Source organism: Inquilinus sp. (genome assembly GCF_039594555.1).
Taxonomy (GTDB): domain Bacteria; phylum Pseudomonadota; class Alphaproteobacteria; order DSM-16000; family Inquilinaceae; genus Inquilinus.
Map to the genome: position 1 here is coordinate 1 of NZ_JBCNNF010000172.1, position 14,025 is coordinate 14,025.

Consider the following 14,025-nt stretch of genomic DNA (forward strand, 5'->3'; position numbering starts at 1 on the left):
CCGTGGCCGCGCTGGTCGACCATTGCTGGGACCGCGGCCTGCGCCATTTCGACACCGCCGCCCTCTATGCCGGCGGGGTCAGCGAGCAACGCTTCGGCACTGCGCTGGCCGACCGGCCGCGGGACGAGCATGTGCTGTCGACCAAGGCCGGCCGCACCACCGAGGACGGGCAGAACCTGTTCGACTACAGCCGCGACGGCCTGCTGTTCTCGGTCGAGCGCAGCCTGAAACGGCTGAAGCGCGACCGGCTGGACATCGTCTTCATCCACGACGTCACCCCCGACCTGCATGGCGACGCCTATGACGCCCGCTTCGCCGAGGCGATGGACGGCGCCTATCCGGCGCTGGACGAGCTGCGCCGCCAGGGCGTGGTCGGCGCCGTCGGCGTCGGGGTCGGCAATTGGGAGGTGTGCCAGCGCTTCGCCGAGGCCGGGGCGTTCGACTGCATGATGCTGGCCGGCGGCTACACCCTGCTGCGGCAGGATTCGGTGCCGTTCCTCGACGATTGCGTCAGGCGCGGCATCTCGGTGCTGGTGGCGGCGCCGTTCAACACCGGCATCCTGGCCACCGGCGCGGTCGAGGGCGCGCGCTACCACTACAAGCCGGCGACGCCGGAGGTGATGGAGCAGACCCGCCGGATCGAGGCGGTGTGCCGCCGCCACGGCGTGCCCCTCCCGGCCGCGGCGCTGCAGTTCCCGCTGCGCCACCCGGCGGTGGTCAGCGTCGTCGTCGGCCACCAGTCGGCCGAGGAGGTCGACCGCAACCTGGACCTGCTGCGGCAGGACATCCCCGAGGCGCTGTGGACCGAGCTGGCGGCGGAGGCACTGCCGGCATAAGGCGGGGACTGGAGGGCCGGCCCAGGGACCTCTACCCCTAAACCTCCGCCAGCTCCTTCAGCCGGCCCAGGCTCTCCTCGCGGCCGGGGCGCAGGCCCTGGCCGATCCACCAGCGCTCGACCTCGGCCAGGGCCTTGCCGACCGCGGGGCCGCTGAGGCCGAGGGCGACCACGTCGCGGCCGCGCACCGGCAGGGCCGGCACCGATTCCTTCTCCAGCGCCGCCAGGGCCCGCTTGAAGCTCCAGCGCTTCGGCGCCGCCGCCCAGGCCAGGCGCAGCCGGTCGCGGCCGCCGGCCCGGCCGTGCCGGTACAAGAGAAGCCGCACCCCGACCTCGTCCGGCGCGTCGGCGATCGTGCTGTCCCGCAGCCCGGCCAGCCGGTCGCGCTCGTCATTCGACAGCTTCAGCCTGGCCGACACCGCCGCGGCGTCGCCGCGCAGCAGCGCCGCCAGCCGCAGCAGCGGGTCGGAGTCGGGCGCCACCCGCACCAGCCCCTGCAGCCGGTCGATGTCGCCATCCTCGCCGATCACGCGCCGGGCGATGCCGGCCCCAACCATCGCCCGCCACACCGGCACCGGGTCGGGCGCGGCCAGCAGCTTCAGCAGCTCCGCCTGCACCCGCTCGCCCGACAGGCGGTCCAGGCCGGCGGCCGCGGCGGTGCAGGCGGCCAGCGCCGGCGGGTCCAACTCGCCCTGGCCGTAATGGGCGTGAAAGCGGAAGAAGCGCAGGATGCGCAGCGCGTCCTCCGCGATGCGCTGCGCCGGGTCGCCGACGAAACGGACCCGGCCGGCCAGCGCATCCGCCACCCCGCCGAAATAGTCATGCACCGCGCCCTCGGGGTCGGCCGACAGCGCGTTCATGGTGAAATCGCGCCGCGCCGCGTCGGCCCGCCAGTCGGCGGTGAACTCGACGATGGCGTGGCGGCCGTCGGTCTCGACATCGACGCGCAGCGTCGTGACCTCGAAGCTCTTGCCGCCGGAACGGGCGGTGACCGTGCCGTGCTGCAGCCCGGTCGGAATGACGCCGAGGCCGGCATTGCGCAGCGCCACCATCACCGCCTCCGGCCGCAGCGGCGTGGCGATATCGACATCCGCCGCATCGCGGCCCAGCAGTGCGTTGCGGACGCAGCCGCCGACGAAGCGCGGGTCGAAGCCGGGGATCGACAGCGCGGCGATCACCGCGCGGGCGGCGGGGTCGGTGGCCCAGCCGGGCAGCGGCGACAGGCGATGGGATGTCGTCATTCGGCCATCCCGAGCAGCACGTCGCGGAGGTTCCTGAGGATGCCCGCGGTCACGCCCCAGACATAGCGGTCACGATAGGGGAAGGCCCAGTATTGCCGTTCCACCCCCTGCACGGTGATGCGGTGCCGCTTCGGGTTGTTCGGCGCCAGGATGAAGGCCAGCGGCACCTCGAAGATCTCGGCCACCTCGAAGGGATCCGGCGCGGTCTCCAACGGCGGCGTCAGCAGGCCGATGAAGGGCTGGATCTCGAAACCGGTGCGGCTGACATAGGTGTCGAGCCGGCCGACGATTTCCACCTTCGCCCGCGGCAGGCCGATTTCCTCCTCCGTCTCGCGCAGCGCTGCCGCCAGCGGGTCGGCGTCGCCCGGGTCGATGCCGCCGCCGGGGAAGGCGATCTGGCCGGCATGGGCGGTCAAATGCGGCGTGCGCAGGGTCAGCAGGATGGTGTCGCCCTCCGGCCGCCGGACGATCGGCACCAGCACCGCGGCGGGCCTCAGCGTCGCCAGCGGCTTCAGGTCCGGGTTCAGGTCGTGGTCGCCCCTGGACAGGCGGGGGATGTACTGCCGCAGCCGCGCCAGATCGGCCGCGACCGGGGCCGGCCCGCTCACGCCTGGTCCAGCGGGAAGAATGTCCGGTGGCTCCATACCCCCATCCGGCCGTCATGGTCGACGGCGATCTCGGCCAGCTCGTAGAACACCGGGCGCGACAGCAGCGCGTCGAGCCCCTCGGCAATCCGGATATAGGGCGACGGCTCCCCGGTGTCAGGCGCGAAGGTGACGCGGATCGGATGCTCCGGCCCGGCCTCGCGCACCTGGTCGAGATTGGTGCGGAAGGTCAGCACCTGGTCCTCGCCCTGCCCCGCCGCCTCGACCGCCACGACGACGAAGGGCGCGTCGTCGACCGTGATCCGCCCCCGCTCCGCCGGGGTGATCAGCCAATAGTCGCCGGCCGCGTCGCGCCGCAGCACGGTGGCGAACAGCTTGACCAGCGGCAGCCGCCGGATCGGGCTGCCGTGATAGTACCAGGTGCCGTCGCGGCCGATGCGGATGTCATAGGCCTCGTCCGCTACCGTCGGCCGCCGGGCGCCGGCCAGCGCCGCGTCGACGTCTCCGGCCCCGGGCTGCGCCCGTGCGCCTGCGTCAGACTGCGCCTGCTGCTTTTTCTTGGACTCGCCGTCGCTCAATTCCGCCATACTCTTGCAATAGATCCGTCAGTCCCCTCGCAGAGCGGAACGCCGATGCAGACGACCGTCCCGACCGATCTCGACACCCCGGCCACGCCCGGCGACATCGATGCGGCCGTGGAGCGGCTGGCCGCGATCCGCAGCATGATCGGCCGGGTCATCTTCGGCCAGCAAGAGGTGATCGACCAGAGCCTCGTGACGATCCTGGCCGGCGGCCATGTCCTTCTGGTCGGCCTGCCCGGCCTGGCCAAGACCAAGCTGGTCGAGACGCTGGGCACCGTGCTGGGCCTGGACGAGCGCCGGGTGCAATGCACGCCGGACCTGATGCCGGCCGACATCCTCGGCTCCGAGGTGCTGGAGGAGAGCGAGACCGGCCGCCGCAGCTTCCGCTTCATCCCCGGCCCGGTGTTCAGCCAGCTGCTGATGGCCGACGAGATCAACCGCGCCAGCCCGCGCACCCAGTCGGCGCTGCTGCAGGCGATGCAGGAGCACCGTGTGTCGATCGCCGGCCGCTATCTGCCGCTGCCGGAGCCGTTCCACGTCCTGGCCACCCAGAACCCGCTGGAGCAGGAGGGCACCTATCCGCTGCCCGAGGCGCAGCTGGACCGCTTCCTGATGCAGGTCGATGTCGGCTACCCCGATCTGGCGGCGGAGCGGCGGATGCTGCTGGCCACCACCGGCATCGCCGAGGCGCAGGTCGAAGCGGTGATCAGCCCCGACACCCTGCAGCGGACCCAGCGCCTGGTGCGCCGCCTGCCGGTCGGCGAGACGGTGCTGGAGGCGATCCTGTCCCTGGTCCGCGCCGCCCGGCCGGATTCGACCGACCTGCCGGAGGTGCAGCGCATGGTCGGCTGGGGCCCCGGCCCGCGCGCCAGCCAATCGCTGATGCTGGCCTGCCGCGCCCGGGCCCTGCTGACCGGCCGCCCCTCGCCCTCGGTCGACGACGTCGCCGCCCTCGCGCGGCCGATCCTGCAGCACCGCATGGCCCTGACCTTCGCCGCGCGGGCCGACGGTGCGACCATCGCCGACGTGATCGAGCGGCTGATCGCGCGCCTGGGCTGAGGCCGAGGTGGCGCCAGGCTCCTCATCCCCCATGACCGGCGCCGAGCGCCGCAAGGCGGCCGATGCGCTGGCGGCGACGCTGCCGCCGCTGCTGATCGCCGCCGACCGAGTCGCTTCCACTGTCGCCCAGGGCGTGCATGGCCGCCGCCGCGTCGGCGTGGGCGAGAGTTTCTGGCAGTTCCGCCGCTACCAGGCCGGCGAGCCGATCGGCCGGATCGACTGGCGCCAGTCCGGCAAGTCGGAGGGGCTGTTCCAGCGCGAGACCGAATGGGCCGCGGTGCAGACCGCCTGGCTGTGGCGCGACGCCTCGCCGTCGATGGATTACCGCTCCGCCCGGTCGCTGCCGACCAAGCGCGAGCGGGCCGAGGTGCTGCTGCTGGCTCTCGCGTCCCTGCTGAACCGGGCGGGCGAGCGGGTGGCGCTGATCGGTGGCGACGGCCCGCCGGCCACCGGCCGCGCCAGCCTGCTGCGCCTGGCCGCGGCGCTGGACCGCGGCACCTCCGACGATTCCAGCAAGGCGGTGCCGTGGGAGATGCGGGTGCCACGCCACGCCGCCATGGTGCTGCTGGGCGACTGCCTGGCCCCGCTGGACGAGTTCGGCGCCTCGGTCGCCGCCTATGCCGCGCGCGGCGTGCGCGGCCACATCCTGCAGATCCTCGACCCGGCCGAGGCGACGCTGCCCTTCGAGGGCCGCATCCGCTTCGAGGGCATCGAGGAGGTCGAATCGACGCTGATCCCCCGCGTCCGCTCGGTGCGTGATGCCTATCGAGAGCGCCTGGCCGAGCACCAGGACGGGCTGGCGGCGATCGCCCGCCGCGCCGGCTGGAGCTTCGCCGTCCACCGCACAGACAAATCGGCCGAGGCGGCGCTGCTGAGCCTGTGGGGCGTGATGTCCGGTGCCGCGATCGGCAGGGCCAGATGGTGACGCTCGGCGGCTTGGTCTTCCTGGCGCCCGCCATCCTGGCGGCGCTGATCCTGCTGCCGGTGATCTTCTGGCTGCTGCGGGTGACGCCGCCGGCGCCGCGGCGGCTGAGCTTCCCCGCGATCCGCCTGCTGCTGGGCCTGCGGGCGCAGGAGGAGACGCCGGAGCGGATGCCCTGGTGGCTGCTGCTGATGCGGCTGCTGCTGGCGGCGCTGATCATCGTCGCCCTGGCCCATCCGGTGCTGAATCCCGGCTCCGCTTTGCCGGGCAGCGGCCCGGTGCTGCTGGTGGTCGACAATGGCTGGGCGTCCGGCAAGGGCTGGCCGGAGCGGCAGGAGGCCCTGCGCGACGCCATCGACAAGGCCGAGCGCGCCGGCCGCGACCTGGTGCTGCTGGCCACCGCGCCCGAGGCGCCGGGCGAGCCGGTGGCGGCCAGCCGGCTGCTGCGGCCCAGCGAGGCGCGCGGCCTGATCGACAGCCTGGCGCCGAGCCCCTGGCCGACCGACCGGGCGGCGGCGCTGAAGGCGGCCGAAGCGCTGCGCCTGCCTGGGTCGGTCCACGTCGTCTGGGCCAGCGACGGCATCACCGCCGACGGCCAGGCGGCCGAGGTGCGCGACTTCGCCGCGCGGCTGCAACGCTTCGGCAGCCTGCAGGTGCTGGCCCCGCCGGCCTTCGGCCTGGCCCATCTGGTCGGGACGCCGCAGGTGGTCGACACCGCTTTGACCGTGCCGGTGAAGCGCGCGGTCGCCGCCGGCGACGTGCCGCTGGTGCTGCGCGCCACGGCCGAGGACGGCCGCCCGCTGGCCCGCACGGAAGTGCGCTTCCCCGCCGGGCAGCGCCAGGCCGACGCGCGATTCGAGCTGCCGTCGACCGCGCGCAACGCCATCACCGCGGTGTCGATCGAGGGCGAGACCACGGCCGGCGCCACGGTGCTGGTCGATGAGCGCTGGCGCCGCCGGCCGGTCGGCCTGGCCGCGCCGCAGGACACCGCCCGCGCCCAGCCGCTGCTGACCGAGAACTACTATCTGCAGCGGGCGCTGGAGCCCTTCGCCGAGATCCGCCGCGGCAGCGTGGCCGACCTTTTGGGCGGCACACAGCCGACCGACCGGCTGGCCGCGCTGCTGCTGCCCGACGGCACCCTGTCGACCGAGGCCGACCGCCAGGCGGCGGAACGCTGGATGGAGGGCGGCGGCGCCCTGATCCGCTTCGCCGGGCCGATCCTGGCGGCCAATCCGGACCCGCTGGTGCCGGTGCCGCTGCGCTTCGGCGACCGCACTTTGTCCGGCGCCATGTCCTGGACCGCGCCGATGCCGCTGGCGCCCTTCGACGCCTCGACGCCGTTCCAGGGCCTGACCATTCCGGACGACGTGCGGATTCAACGCCAGGTGCTGGCCGACCCGTCGCCCGACCTGGCCGACAAGACCTGGGCCCGGCTGACCGACGGCACCCCGATCGTCACCGCCGAGAAGCGCGGCCGCGGCTGGCTGGTGCTGGTGCACACCACCGCCGGGCCGGCCTGGTCGAACCTGGCCTTCTCCGGCCTGTTCGTCGACATGCTGCGCCGGCTGGTGGCGCTGGGCAGCGGCATCGGCGGCGACAGCGGCCAGGCCGCCCTGCCGCCGGTGCGGGTGCTGGACGGCCTCGGCCGGCTGGTGCCGCCGCCGCCGCTGGCCCTGCCGATCCCCGGCCTGCTTTTCGCCAGCACCGTGCCGGGACCGGAGCATCCGCCCGGCTTCTATGGCACCGAGGACAGCCGCCGCGCCCTGAACCTGGGATCCGCCGTGACCAGCCTGGAGCCGCTTCCCGACCTGCCGGCGGGCGTCTCCGTCTCAGGCTACGAGGCCCCGGCCGAGATCGACCTGCGGCCCTGGATCTTCGCCCTGGCCTTCACCCTGCTGATCGTGGACGGGCTGATCGCCCTGTTCGTGCGCGGCCTGCTGACCCCGCCGCGGCGCGCCACCACGGCGGCGCTGTTGCTGGCCGGCGCGGTCGCCGCGTCGCTGCTGGCGCCAGGCCCCGCGCGGGCCCAGGCGCAGGACGACAGCCGCATCATCGCCATGGCCAACCATGTGCGCCTGGCCTATGTCGAGACCGGGTCGCAGGACGTCGACAGCGTCAGCCAGGCCGGCCTCGAAGGCCTGGCCCAGGTGCTGCGCGACCGCACCTCGGTCAATGCGGAGGGCGCCGTCGGCATCAACGTCGAAAGCGACGAACTGGCCTTCTTCCCGCTGCTGTACTGGCCGGTGACGCCGGAGCAGCCGGCCCTGTCCGACGCCGCGATCGGCAAGCTGAACGCCTTCCTGCGCACCGGCGGCACCATCTTCTTCGACACCCGCGACCAGGCGATGGGCGGCGGCGCGGCCCTGGCCGGTCCGGGCGCCGACAAGCTGCGCGAGCTGACCCGGGGCCTGGACATCCCGCCGCTGACGCCGGTGCCGCCGGACCACATCCTGACCCGCGCCTTCTACCTGATGCAGGACTTCCCCGGCCGTTACACCGGCGGCGATCTGTGGGTGGAGACGGCGGACGCCACGGTCAATGACGGCGTCTCGACCATCATCATCGGCGCCAATGACTGGGCCGGCGCCTGGGCGGTGGGCACCGGCGGCGCGCCGATGCTGCCGGTGGTGCCGGGCGGCGAGCGCCAGCGCGAGATGGCCTACCGTTTCGGCGTCAACCTGGTGATGTACGCCCTGACCGGCAACTACAAGTCCGACCAGGTGCATGTGCCGGCGATCCTGGAACGGCTGGGGCAGTGACCATGGACGCGGCCTCCGTCGCCCTCGCCCCCCTTCTTCCCTGGACCGTCCTGGGGCCGCTGTTCGGGCTGGCGGTGCTGGCGCTGCTGCTCGGCGCCTGGCGCCGCGCGCCGGGGCTGTGGTGGCGGAGCCTGGCCTTCCTCGCCATCGCCGCCGCCCTGCTGAACCCATCGCTGGTGGAGGAGAAGCGCGACCCGATCCACGATGTCGCCGTGGTGGTGGTCGACCGCTCCCCCTCCGACCAGATCGAGGACCGGCCGGCCCGGATCGACGCGGCGGTCGCGGATCTTCACGCCAAGCTGGCCGCCTTCCCCGATCTCGACACCCGCTTCGTCACCGTTGGCGAGGGCGCCAACGCGCCGCTGGACGAGACCCATCTGTTCGAGGCGCTGGGCGCGGCGACGGCCGACGTGCCGCGGCGGCGGCTGGCCGGCGCCATCCTGGTCACCGACGGCCAGGTGCATGACGTGCCGACCGACCCGGCGGCGCGCACCGCCTTCGGCCCGGTGCACACGCTGCTGACCGGGCGGCCGGACGAGTTCGACCGCCGCATCGTCGTGGCCCAGGCGCCGAGCTTCGGCCTGGTCGGCCAGGACGTCACCGTGACCCTGCGGGTCGACGACCTGCCGAAGGCCGAGCCCGGCGCCGTCGCCACCGTCACCGCGACCAAGGACGCCGGCGCGCCGGAGGCGCTGCAGCTGCCGGTCGGGCGCGACACCCAGGTGACCTTCCGCCTGGACCATGGCGGGCCGACCGTCTTCGAATTCGCGGTCGAGGGGCTGCCGGGCGAGCTGAGCCAAGCCAACAACCGCGCCGCCATCGTCGTCAACGGCGTGCGCGACCGGCTGCGCGTGCTGCTGGTGTCGGGCGAGCCGCATCCGGGCGAGCGCACCTGGCGCAACATCCTGAAATCCGACCCCTCGGTCGACCTGGTGCATTTCACCATCCTGCGGCCGCCGGAGAAGCAGGACGGCACGCCGATCAACGAGCTGTCGCTGATCTCCTTCCCGATCCGCGAGCTGTTCGAGACCAACCTCAAGGATTTCGACCTCATCATCTTCGACCGCTACAAGCGGATGGGGGTGCTGCCGAACCTGTATCTCGGCAACATCGCCCGCTACGTGCAGGAGGGTGGCGCCTTCCTCGAGGTCTCGGGCGAGGCCTTCGCCGAGCCCTTGAGCCTGTACCGCACGCCGATCGGCAACATCCTGCCCGGCGAGCCCACCGGCGACGTGATCGAGCAGGGCTTCCGTCCGACGGTGACCGAGCTGGGCCAGCGCCACCCGGTGACGGCGACGCTGGAGGGATCGACGGGCGGCGCGGGCGGCGGGCCGAGTTGGGGCCGCTGGTTCCGCCAGATCGACGTGGTGCCGCATGGCGGCAGCGTGGTGATGACCGGGGCCGGCGGCCGGCCGCTGCTGATCCTCAACCGGGTCGGCGAAGGCCGGGTGGCGCAGATGGCGTCGGACCAGATCTGGCTGTGGAGCCGCGGCTTCGAGGGCGGCGGCCCGCAGGCCGAGCTGCTGCGCCGCCTGGCCCATTGGCTGATGCGCGAGCCGGAGCTGGAGGAGAACGTGCTGCGCGCCGAGGCGGCCGGCCAGCGCATCGAGATCCGCCGCCGCAGCCTGGACCAGAGCAACCCACCCGTCACCGTGACCGACCCGGACGGCAAGACCCAGACCGAGCAGCTGAGCGAGGCGTCGCCCGGCCTCTATATCGGCCGGGTCAACGCCCAGGGTCCGGGCATCTACCGGATCAGCGACGGCGACAAGACCGCGCTGGCCGTGGTCGGCACCCTGAACCCGCCGGAGCTGAGCGACATGCGGGCGGTGACCGACAAGCTGGCGCCGGTGACCGAGGCCAGCGGCGGCGGCGTCGCCTGGCTGGCCACCGATGGCGTGCCGACCATCCGCCGCACCCGGCCCGACCGGGCGGCGTCCGGCGCCGGCTGGATCGGCCTGCGCGGCAATGGCGACTATATCGTCACCGGCATGACCGAGACGCCGCTGCTGCCGCCGCTGATCGCCCTGTTCCTCGGTCTCGGCGGGCTGATGGCCGCCTGGCGGCGCGAGGGGCGGTAAAGGCCTCTCCGGAGGGCGGCATTGCCGTCGCCGCCCGAAAAGTGTAGTATTTTAGCAATATTCTATTCTTCGGACGATTGTTTCGGCTGCTCCAGCGAGTCCTTCGGGGAAGGCCAGGACGATGGTGAGATGGGAATTGACGGCGACGGAGCTCGCCAACTGCAACTGCTCCTATGGTTGTCCCTGCCAGTTCAACGCCCTGCCGACGCATGGGCATTGCCGCGCCGCCGCCGGCTTCCTGATCGAGAGCGGGCATTTCGGCGAGGTCAGCCTCGACGGGCTGCGCGGCGGCGGCCTCTATGCCTGGCCCGGGCCGGTGCATGAGGGCAACGGCACGATGCAGCTGATCATCGACGAACGGGCCGATGCCGCGCAGCGCGACGCGCTGCTCAAGATCATGACCGGCCAGGAGACCGACGACATGGCGACGATGTGGTGGGTGTTCGCCGCCATGTCGCCGAACCGGCTGGAGCCCCTGTTCCGGCCGATCGACATCGAGATCGATGTCGACCGCCGCCGTGGCCGCGTCGTCGTGCCGGGCGTGGTCGAGATCGAGGCCGAGCCGATCCGCAACCCGGTGACCGGCGCCGAGCATCGCGTCCGCATCGACCTGCCGCACGGCTTCGAGTACCGCCTGGCCGAGATCGGCAGCGGCACGACCAGGGCCACCGGAGGGATCGAGCTGGATCTGGCGGGCACCTACGCGCAGTTCGCCCGCATCCACCTCAGCAACGCCGGCATCGTGGCGTAGCTGGGCGATGAGCGTCGGCGCCGTTCCCTCCGTTGTCGAGGCGGTGCTTCGGCGCGACCGCTTGGTCACGGTGCTCGCCCTCACCTCCGTCTGCATCCTGGCCTGGGCCTATGTCGGCCTCGGCATCGGCACGGACATGCCCGGGACGGAGATGCCCGGCATGACCATGTCGGGCATGGACATGTCCGGCATGGCCATGCCCGGCGCGCGCGTGTCCTGGAGCGCAACCGCCTTCGCCCTGATGGCCGCGATGTGGGTGGTGATGATGGTGGCAATGATGCTGCCCGGGGCGGCGCCGATGGTGCTGACCTATGCCGCGCTGCAGCGCCACCGCCGCCAGGCCGCCCCGCATGGCGCGACCCTGCGGTTCGCGCTCGGCTATCTCGCGATCTGGACCGGCTTCAGCATCCTCGCGGCCACCCTGCAGTGGCGGCTGGACGCGCTGGCCCTGCTGTCCCCGGCAATGGCGACAGCCAATGCGGTGCTGGCCGCGGGCGTGCTGGTGATCGCCGGCATCTGGCAGTTCACCCCGCTGAAGCAGGGGTGCCTGGTCCGTTGCCGGTCGCCGGTCGCGTTCCTGACCCGGCACCACCGGTCCGGGCCGTTCGGCCTCGGCCTGCGCCACGGCCTGTTCTGCCTCGGCTGCTGCTGGGCGCTGATGCTGCTGCTGTTCGTCGGCGGCGTGATGAACCTCGCCTGGGTCGGCGGCATCGCGCTGTTCGTCCTGCTGGAGAAGACGATCCCCGGCGGCCCCTGGCTCGGCCGCGCTGCCGGCATCGGCCTGATCGCCTGGGGCGGCTGGATGTTGATGGCGGTGTAGGCCGGGATCACCCGGCCCACGCCGCGCCGCCTCAGTTCATCACGATCTCGACCCGGCGGTTCTGCGGCTCGCGCACGCCGTCGGCGGTCGGCACCAGCGGGTCGGATTCGCCGACGCCGCGCACGATGATCAGGTTGTCGGCCACCCCGTCCGCCACCAGCTCGCGGCGCACCGCCTCGGCCCGGCGCACCGACAGCGCCTGGTTGTAGGTCGCGCTGCCCGACCGGTCGGTGTGGCCGGTGACGTCGATCCGGGTCGATTCGCCCTTCAGCGCGTCGGTGGCGGCGGAGGCGACGATCGACCGCGCCTCCGGCGTCAGGCGCGAGCTGTCGAAGTCGAAGAACACCAGATAGCTGCGCTGGCCGGTGTCGACCGGCGTCTCCGGCGCCGGCTCGCCCGAGGCGGCGCCGAAGTCGAAGACGTATTTGACGCCGGCCAGGATGGTGTGATGGGCCGGGGCCCCGAGCTTGATCTTGGTGCTGCCGGAGGTGAATTCGGCGTCGGTCTCGCCGAAATAGCGATACTCGACATTCACCGCCAGCTTCGGCGTGACGTAGTAGGACACGCCAGCGATGCCCTGATAGGCGAAGAGCGGCGAATCGTAATCGAAGTCGATATTCGCGTCCTTGTTCTTGACCTTCCAGTTGTTGAAGCCGACGCCGATACCGCCGCCGATATAGGGCACGAAGGGCGAGCCGAACTCGAAATCGTAATAGAGATTGGCCATCAGGCCGATGGTCCGCTCATGGCCCTTGACGTTGATCTTGACGTCGTTGGCGCCGGGAACGGTGATGAACCGGTTCAGCCGGAAGGAATCGTAGCTGAGCTTCGTGGTGCCGATGTCGTTCTGGCGGAAGCTGCCTTCGAGATCGGCGCGAATCGCCCCGAAATCATAGCCGACATAGAAGTTTCCGGCCGGCGCCGTGTCGAAGCCGACATCGGCATGGCCGTCGGTGCGCGGGTCGTTGATCGTCCAGCGCTGGTCCTGCCGGATGTTCACGCCGGCGCCGGCACCCAGATAGATCCCCCTCGCCTGCTGCGCCATGCCGGGCGTGGCCAGGAGCACGGCGAGAGTCCCTGCCGCGCACAGAGCCAAAATCTTCATGTGCCGCCATCCTGGTCAGAGTTCGGGCCCAGGCGTCCACTCCCAACATCTCTCATCAGGGTTTCGCCCCGTCCCCTCTCGCATCAATACGGACGCTTTGGCAGCCAATCAACCTGAAATCAAAGAGTTCATCGCGGATTCATCGCGATGTCTCGCCAAGTTCGAAGATTTGGATGAGCGACAATGATGAATCAATCTTTAATCAAATGCTTCGCAAACCATCTCTTTGCCGTCATTCCCGCGAACGCGGGAATCTCTGTCCGGCTAAAGCGTTGCGAGATCCCCGCTTTCGCGGGGATGACGGATCGAGGGATTTGCAAGGCCTCGCAATCCCCGGGTCAAGTCCGGAGAGGAGAGGCAAAGCCTCACGGCCCGGTCCGATTATGCCGGCTGGAGATCGTCCGGCTCTATCGCCGCCGGCAGTCGAACAGGTGGTTGCGGTTGACGCGGAAGCGGCGGCGCAGATGCGGGCGCAGCAGGACCCGGCTGTCGACCGCGATCGGGGCCAGCCCGGCCGCCGCGAGCCGGTCCGGGAAGTCGCGGCCGTTGATGCGGTAGTGATAGGGGTGGCCGAAGCGGCGCATCCGCTCCGCCGGATCGGCGATCCCCGCCCCCTCCTGCGTCGGCCCCTTCGGGTCGAACGGCACCATCAGGATGGCGCGGCCATCGGGGCGCAGCACCCGCGCCAGCTCGGCGATCGCCGCCGAATCGTCGGGGATGTGCTCCAGCACATGGTTGGCGATCACCACGTCGAAGGCGCCGGCGGCGAAGGGCAGCGCCGTCAGGTCGGCCTGGACGTCGGCGAAGGGGTTGAACCGGTCGACCGAGCGGTAGCGGAGATTGAGCAGCCCGCGCAGCCGCGCCTCCAGCCAAGGCTCCGGCGCTGCGTGCAGCACCCGGTGCCGGCCGGTCAGCAGGTCGGTGCGGGCGGTGAGGTAGAGCCAGAGGAAGCGGTGCCGCTCGACGCTGCCGCAGCCGGGGCACATGGCGTTGCGCCGCCCCTCCAGCCCGAAGCGCAGGAAGCGGCGCGCCCGGGTGCCGCAGATCGGGCATTCCAGCACGCCCGGCGGCCCCGCCGGCGCCTGCGGCCGGGCGTAGAGCCGCTCGCGCCGGTACACCGCCGCCTCGTCCAGCTGGTCGCGGGCGATGGCGCCGACGACGCGGCCGAGGTCATGCAGCATGCGACGGCTCCCGCGCCGCCTTGTCCTGGCCTTCCACCGCCGCGCCGTCATTCGCCGAGCCGGCGCGCGTCCCGTCGCGCTCGCG

General features: G+C 72.0%; 12 protein-coding genes. 7 read left to right on the forward strand and 5 right to left on the reverse strand.

The genetic code is table 11. From position 1 onward, the window contains the following. A partial coding sequence (locus tag ABDW35_RS18865) for an aldo/keto reductase (RefSeq protein ID WP_343715425.1) occupies positions 1–836 on the forward strand: 836 nt, incomplete at its 5' end. Positions 837–873: 37 nt separating this feature from the next. Here the strand turns inward: ABDW35_RS18865 and ABDW35_RS18870 are convergent. Genes ABDW35_RS18870 through ABDW35_RS18880 form a run of 3 tightly spaced genes read right to left on the reverse strand, consistent with a single transcriptional unit; the run spans position 874 to position 3,268 of the window. Then, the gene (locus ABDW35_RS18870; protein WP_343715426.1) at positions 874–2,076 is read right to left on the reverse strand and encodes a CCA tRNA nucleotidyltransferase; all 1,203 of its coding nucleotides are present in this window, start codon (positions 2,074–2,076) and stop codon (positions 874–876) included. Further along, entirely contained in the window at positions 2,073–2,684 is a 612-nt protein-coding gene (locus tag ABDW35_RS18875; RefSeq protein ID WP_343715427.1) for a CoA pyrophosphatase, read from the reverse strand. Before ABDW35_RS18875 ends, ABDW35_RS18870 begins: the two co-directional genes overlap by 4 nt. Next, a complete protein-coding gene (locus ABDW35_RS18880; protein ID WP_343715428.1) occupies positions 2,681–3,268 on the reverse strand; it encodes a DUF1285 domain-containing protein in 588 nt (195 codons plus the stop codon). Before ABDW35_RS18880 ends, ABDW35_RS18875 begins: the two co-directional genes overlap by 4 nt. A gap of 45 nt (positions 3,269–3,313) precedes the next feature. On the opposite strand from ABDW35_RS18880, the gene ABDW35_RS18885 reads away from it, so the two are divergent. The 6 genes from ABDW35_RS18885 to ABDW35_RS18910 all read left to right on the forward strand — a co-directional run bounded on the left by ABDW35_RS18885 (position 3,314) and on the right by ABDW35_RS18910 (position 11,654). Beyond that, positions 3,314–4,321, forward strand: coding sequence for a MoxR family ATPase (locus ABDW35_RS18885; RefSeq protein ID WP_343715429.1), 1,008 nt, complete (start codon positions 3,314–3,316; stop codon positions 4,319–4,321). Positions 4,322–4,352: 31 nt separating this feature from the next. Next, positions 4,353–5,246, forward strand: a complete 894-nt coding sequence (locus tag ABDW35_RS18890) for a DUF58 domain-containing protein (protein ID WP_343715430.1) — start codon at positions 4,353–4,355, stop codon at positions 5,244–5,246. Next, on the forward strand, positions 5,240–8,002 hold the full coding sequence (locus ABDW35_RS18895) for a DUF4159 domain-containing protein (RefSeq protein WP_343715431.1): 2,763 nt from the start codon (positions 5,240–5,242) through the stop codon (positions 8,000–8,002). Before ABDW35_RS18890 ends, ABDW35_RS18895 begins: the two co-directional genes overlap by 7 nt. Before the next feature lie 2 nt (positions 8,003–8,004). Then, a complete protein-coding gene (locus tag ABDW35_RS18900) occupies positions 8,005–10,083 on the forward strand; it encodes a hypothetical protein (RefSeq protein ID WP_343715432.1) in 2,079 nt (692 codons plus the stop codon). A gap of 136 nt (positions 10,084–10,219) precedes the next feature. Beyond that, complete coding sequence (locus ABDW35_RS18905) at positions 10,220–10,834, forward strand: DUF1326 domain-containing protein (RefSeq protein WP_343715433.1); 615 nt, start codon at positions 10,220–10,222, stop codon at positions 10,832–10,834. Between the two features lie 7 nt (positions 10,835–10,841). Next, positions 10,842–11,654, forward strand: coding sequence for a DUF2182 domain-containing protein (locus ABDW35_RS18910; RefSeq protein WP_343715434.1), 813 nt, complete (start codon positions 10,842–10,844; stop codon positions 11,652–11,654). A gap of 31 nt (positions 11,655–11,685) precedes the next feature. On the opposite strand, the gene ABDW35_RS18915 is transcribed toward ABDW35_RS18910, so the two are convergent. Together ABDW35_RS18915 and ABDW35_RS18920 are read right to left on the reverse strand one after the other, a co-directional pair. Further along, a complete protein-coding gene (locus ABDW35_RS18915; protein WP_343715435.1) occupies positions 11,686–12,759 on the reverse strand; it encodes an OmpA family protein in 1,074 nt (357 codons plus the stop codon). A 407-nt stretch (positions 12,760–13,166) separates the two neighbouring features. Next, the gene (locus ABDW35_RS18920; RefSeq protein WP_343715436.1) at positions 13,167–13,940 is read right to left on the reverse strand and encodes a methyltransferase domain-containing protein; all 774 of its coding nucleotides are present in this window, start codon (positions 13,938–13,940) and stop codon (positions 13,167–13,169) included. Positions 13,941–14,025 lie beyond the last annotated feature (85 nt).

Excerpts from the sequence above, each read along its gene's own strand:
- ABDW35_RS18870 (WP_343715426.1), bottom strand. The coding sequence starts at position 2,076 with ATGACGACATCCCATCGCCTGTCGCCGCTGCCCGGCTGGGCCACCGAC.
- ABDW35_RS18880 (WP_343715428.1), bottom strand. The coding sequence starts at position 3,268 with ATGGCGGAATTGAGCGACGGCGAGTCCAAGAAAAAGCAGCAGGCGCAG.
- ABDW35_RS18885 (WP_343715429.1), top strand. The coding sequence starts at position 3,314 with ATGCAGACGACCGTCCCGACCGATCTCGACACCCCGGCCACGCCCGGC.
- ABDW35_RS18890 (WP_343715430.1), top strand. The coding sequence starts at position 4,353 with ATGACCGGCGCCGAGCGCCGCAAGGCGGCCGATGCGCTGGCGGCGACG.
- ABDW35_RS18895 (WP_343715431.1), top strand. The coding sequence starts at position 5,240 with ATGGTGACGCTCGGCGGCTTGGTCTTCCTGGCGCCCGCCATCCTGGCG.
- ABDW35_RS18900 (WP_343715432.1), top strand. The coding sequence starts at position 8,005 with ATGGACGCGGCCTCCGTCGCCCTCGCCCCCCTTCTTCCCTGGACCGTC.
- ABDW35_RS18910 (WP_343715434.1), top strand. The coding sequence starts at position 10,842 with ATGAGCGTCGGCGCCGTTCCCTCCGTTGTCGAGGCGGTGCTTCGGCGC.
- ABDW35_RS18915 (WP_343715435.1), bottom strand. The coding sequence starts at position 12,759 with ATGAAGATTTTGGCTCTGTGCGCGGCAGGGACTCTCGCCGTGCTCCTG.
- ABDW35_RS18920 (WP_343715436.1), bottom strand. The coding sequence starts at position 13,940 with ATGCTGCATGACCTCGGCCGCGTCGTCGGCGCCATCGCCCGCGACCAG.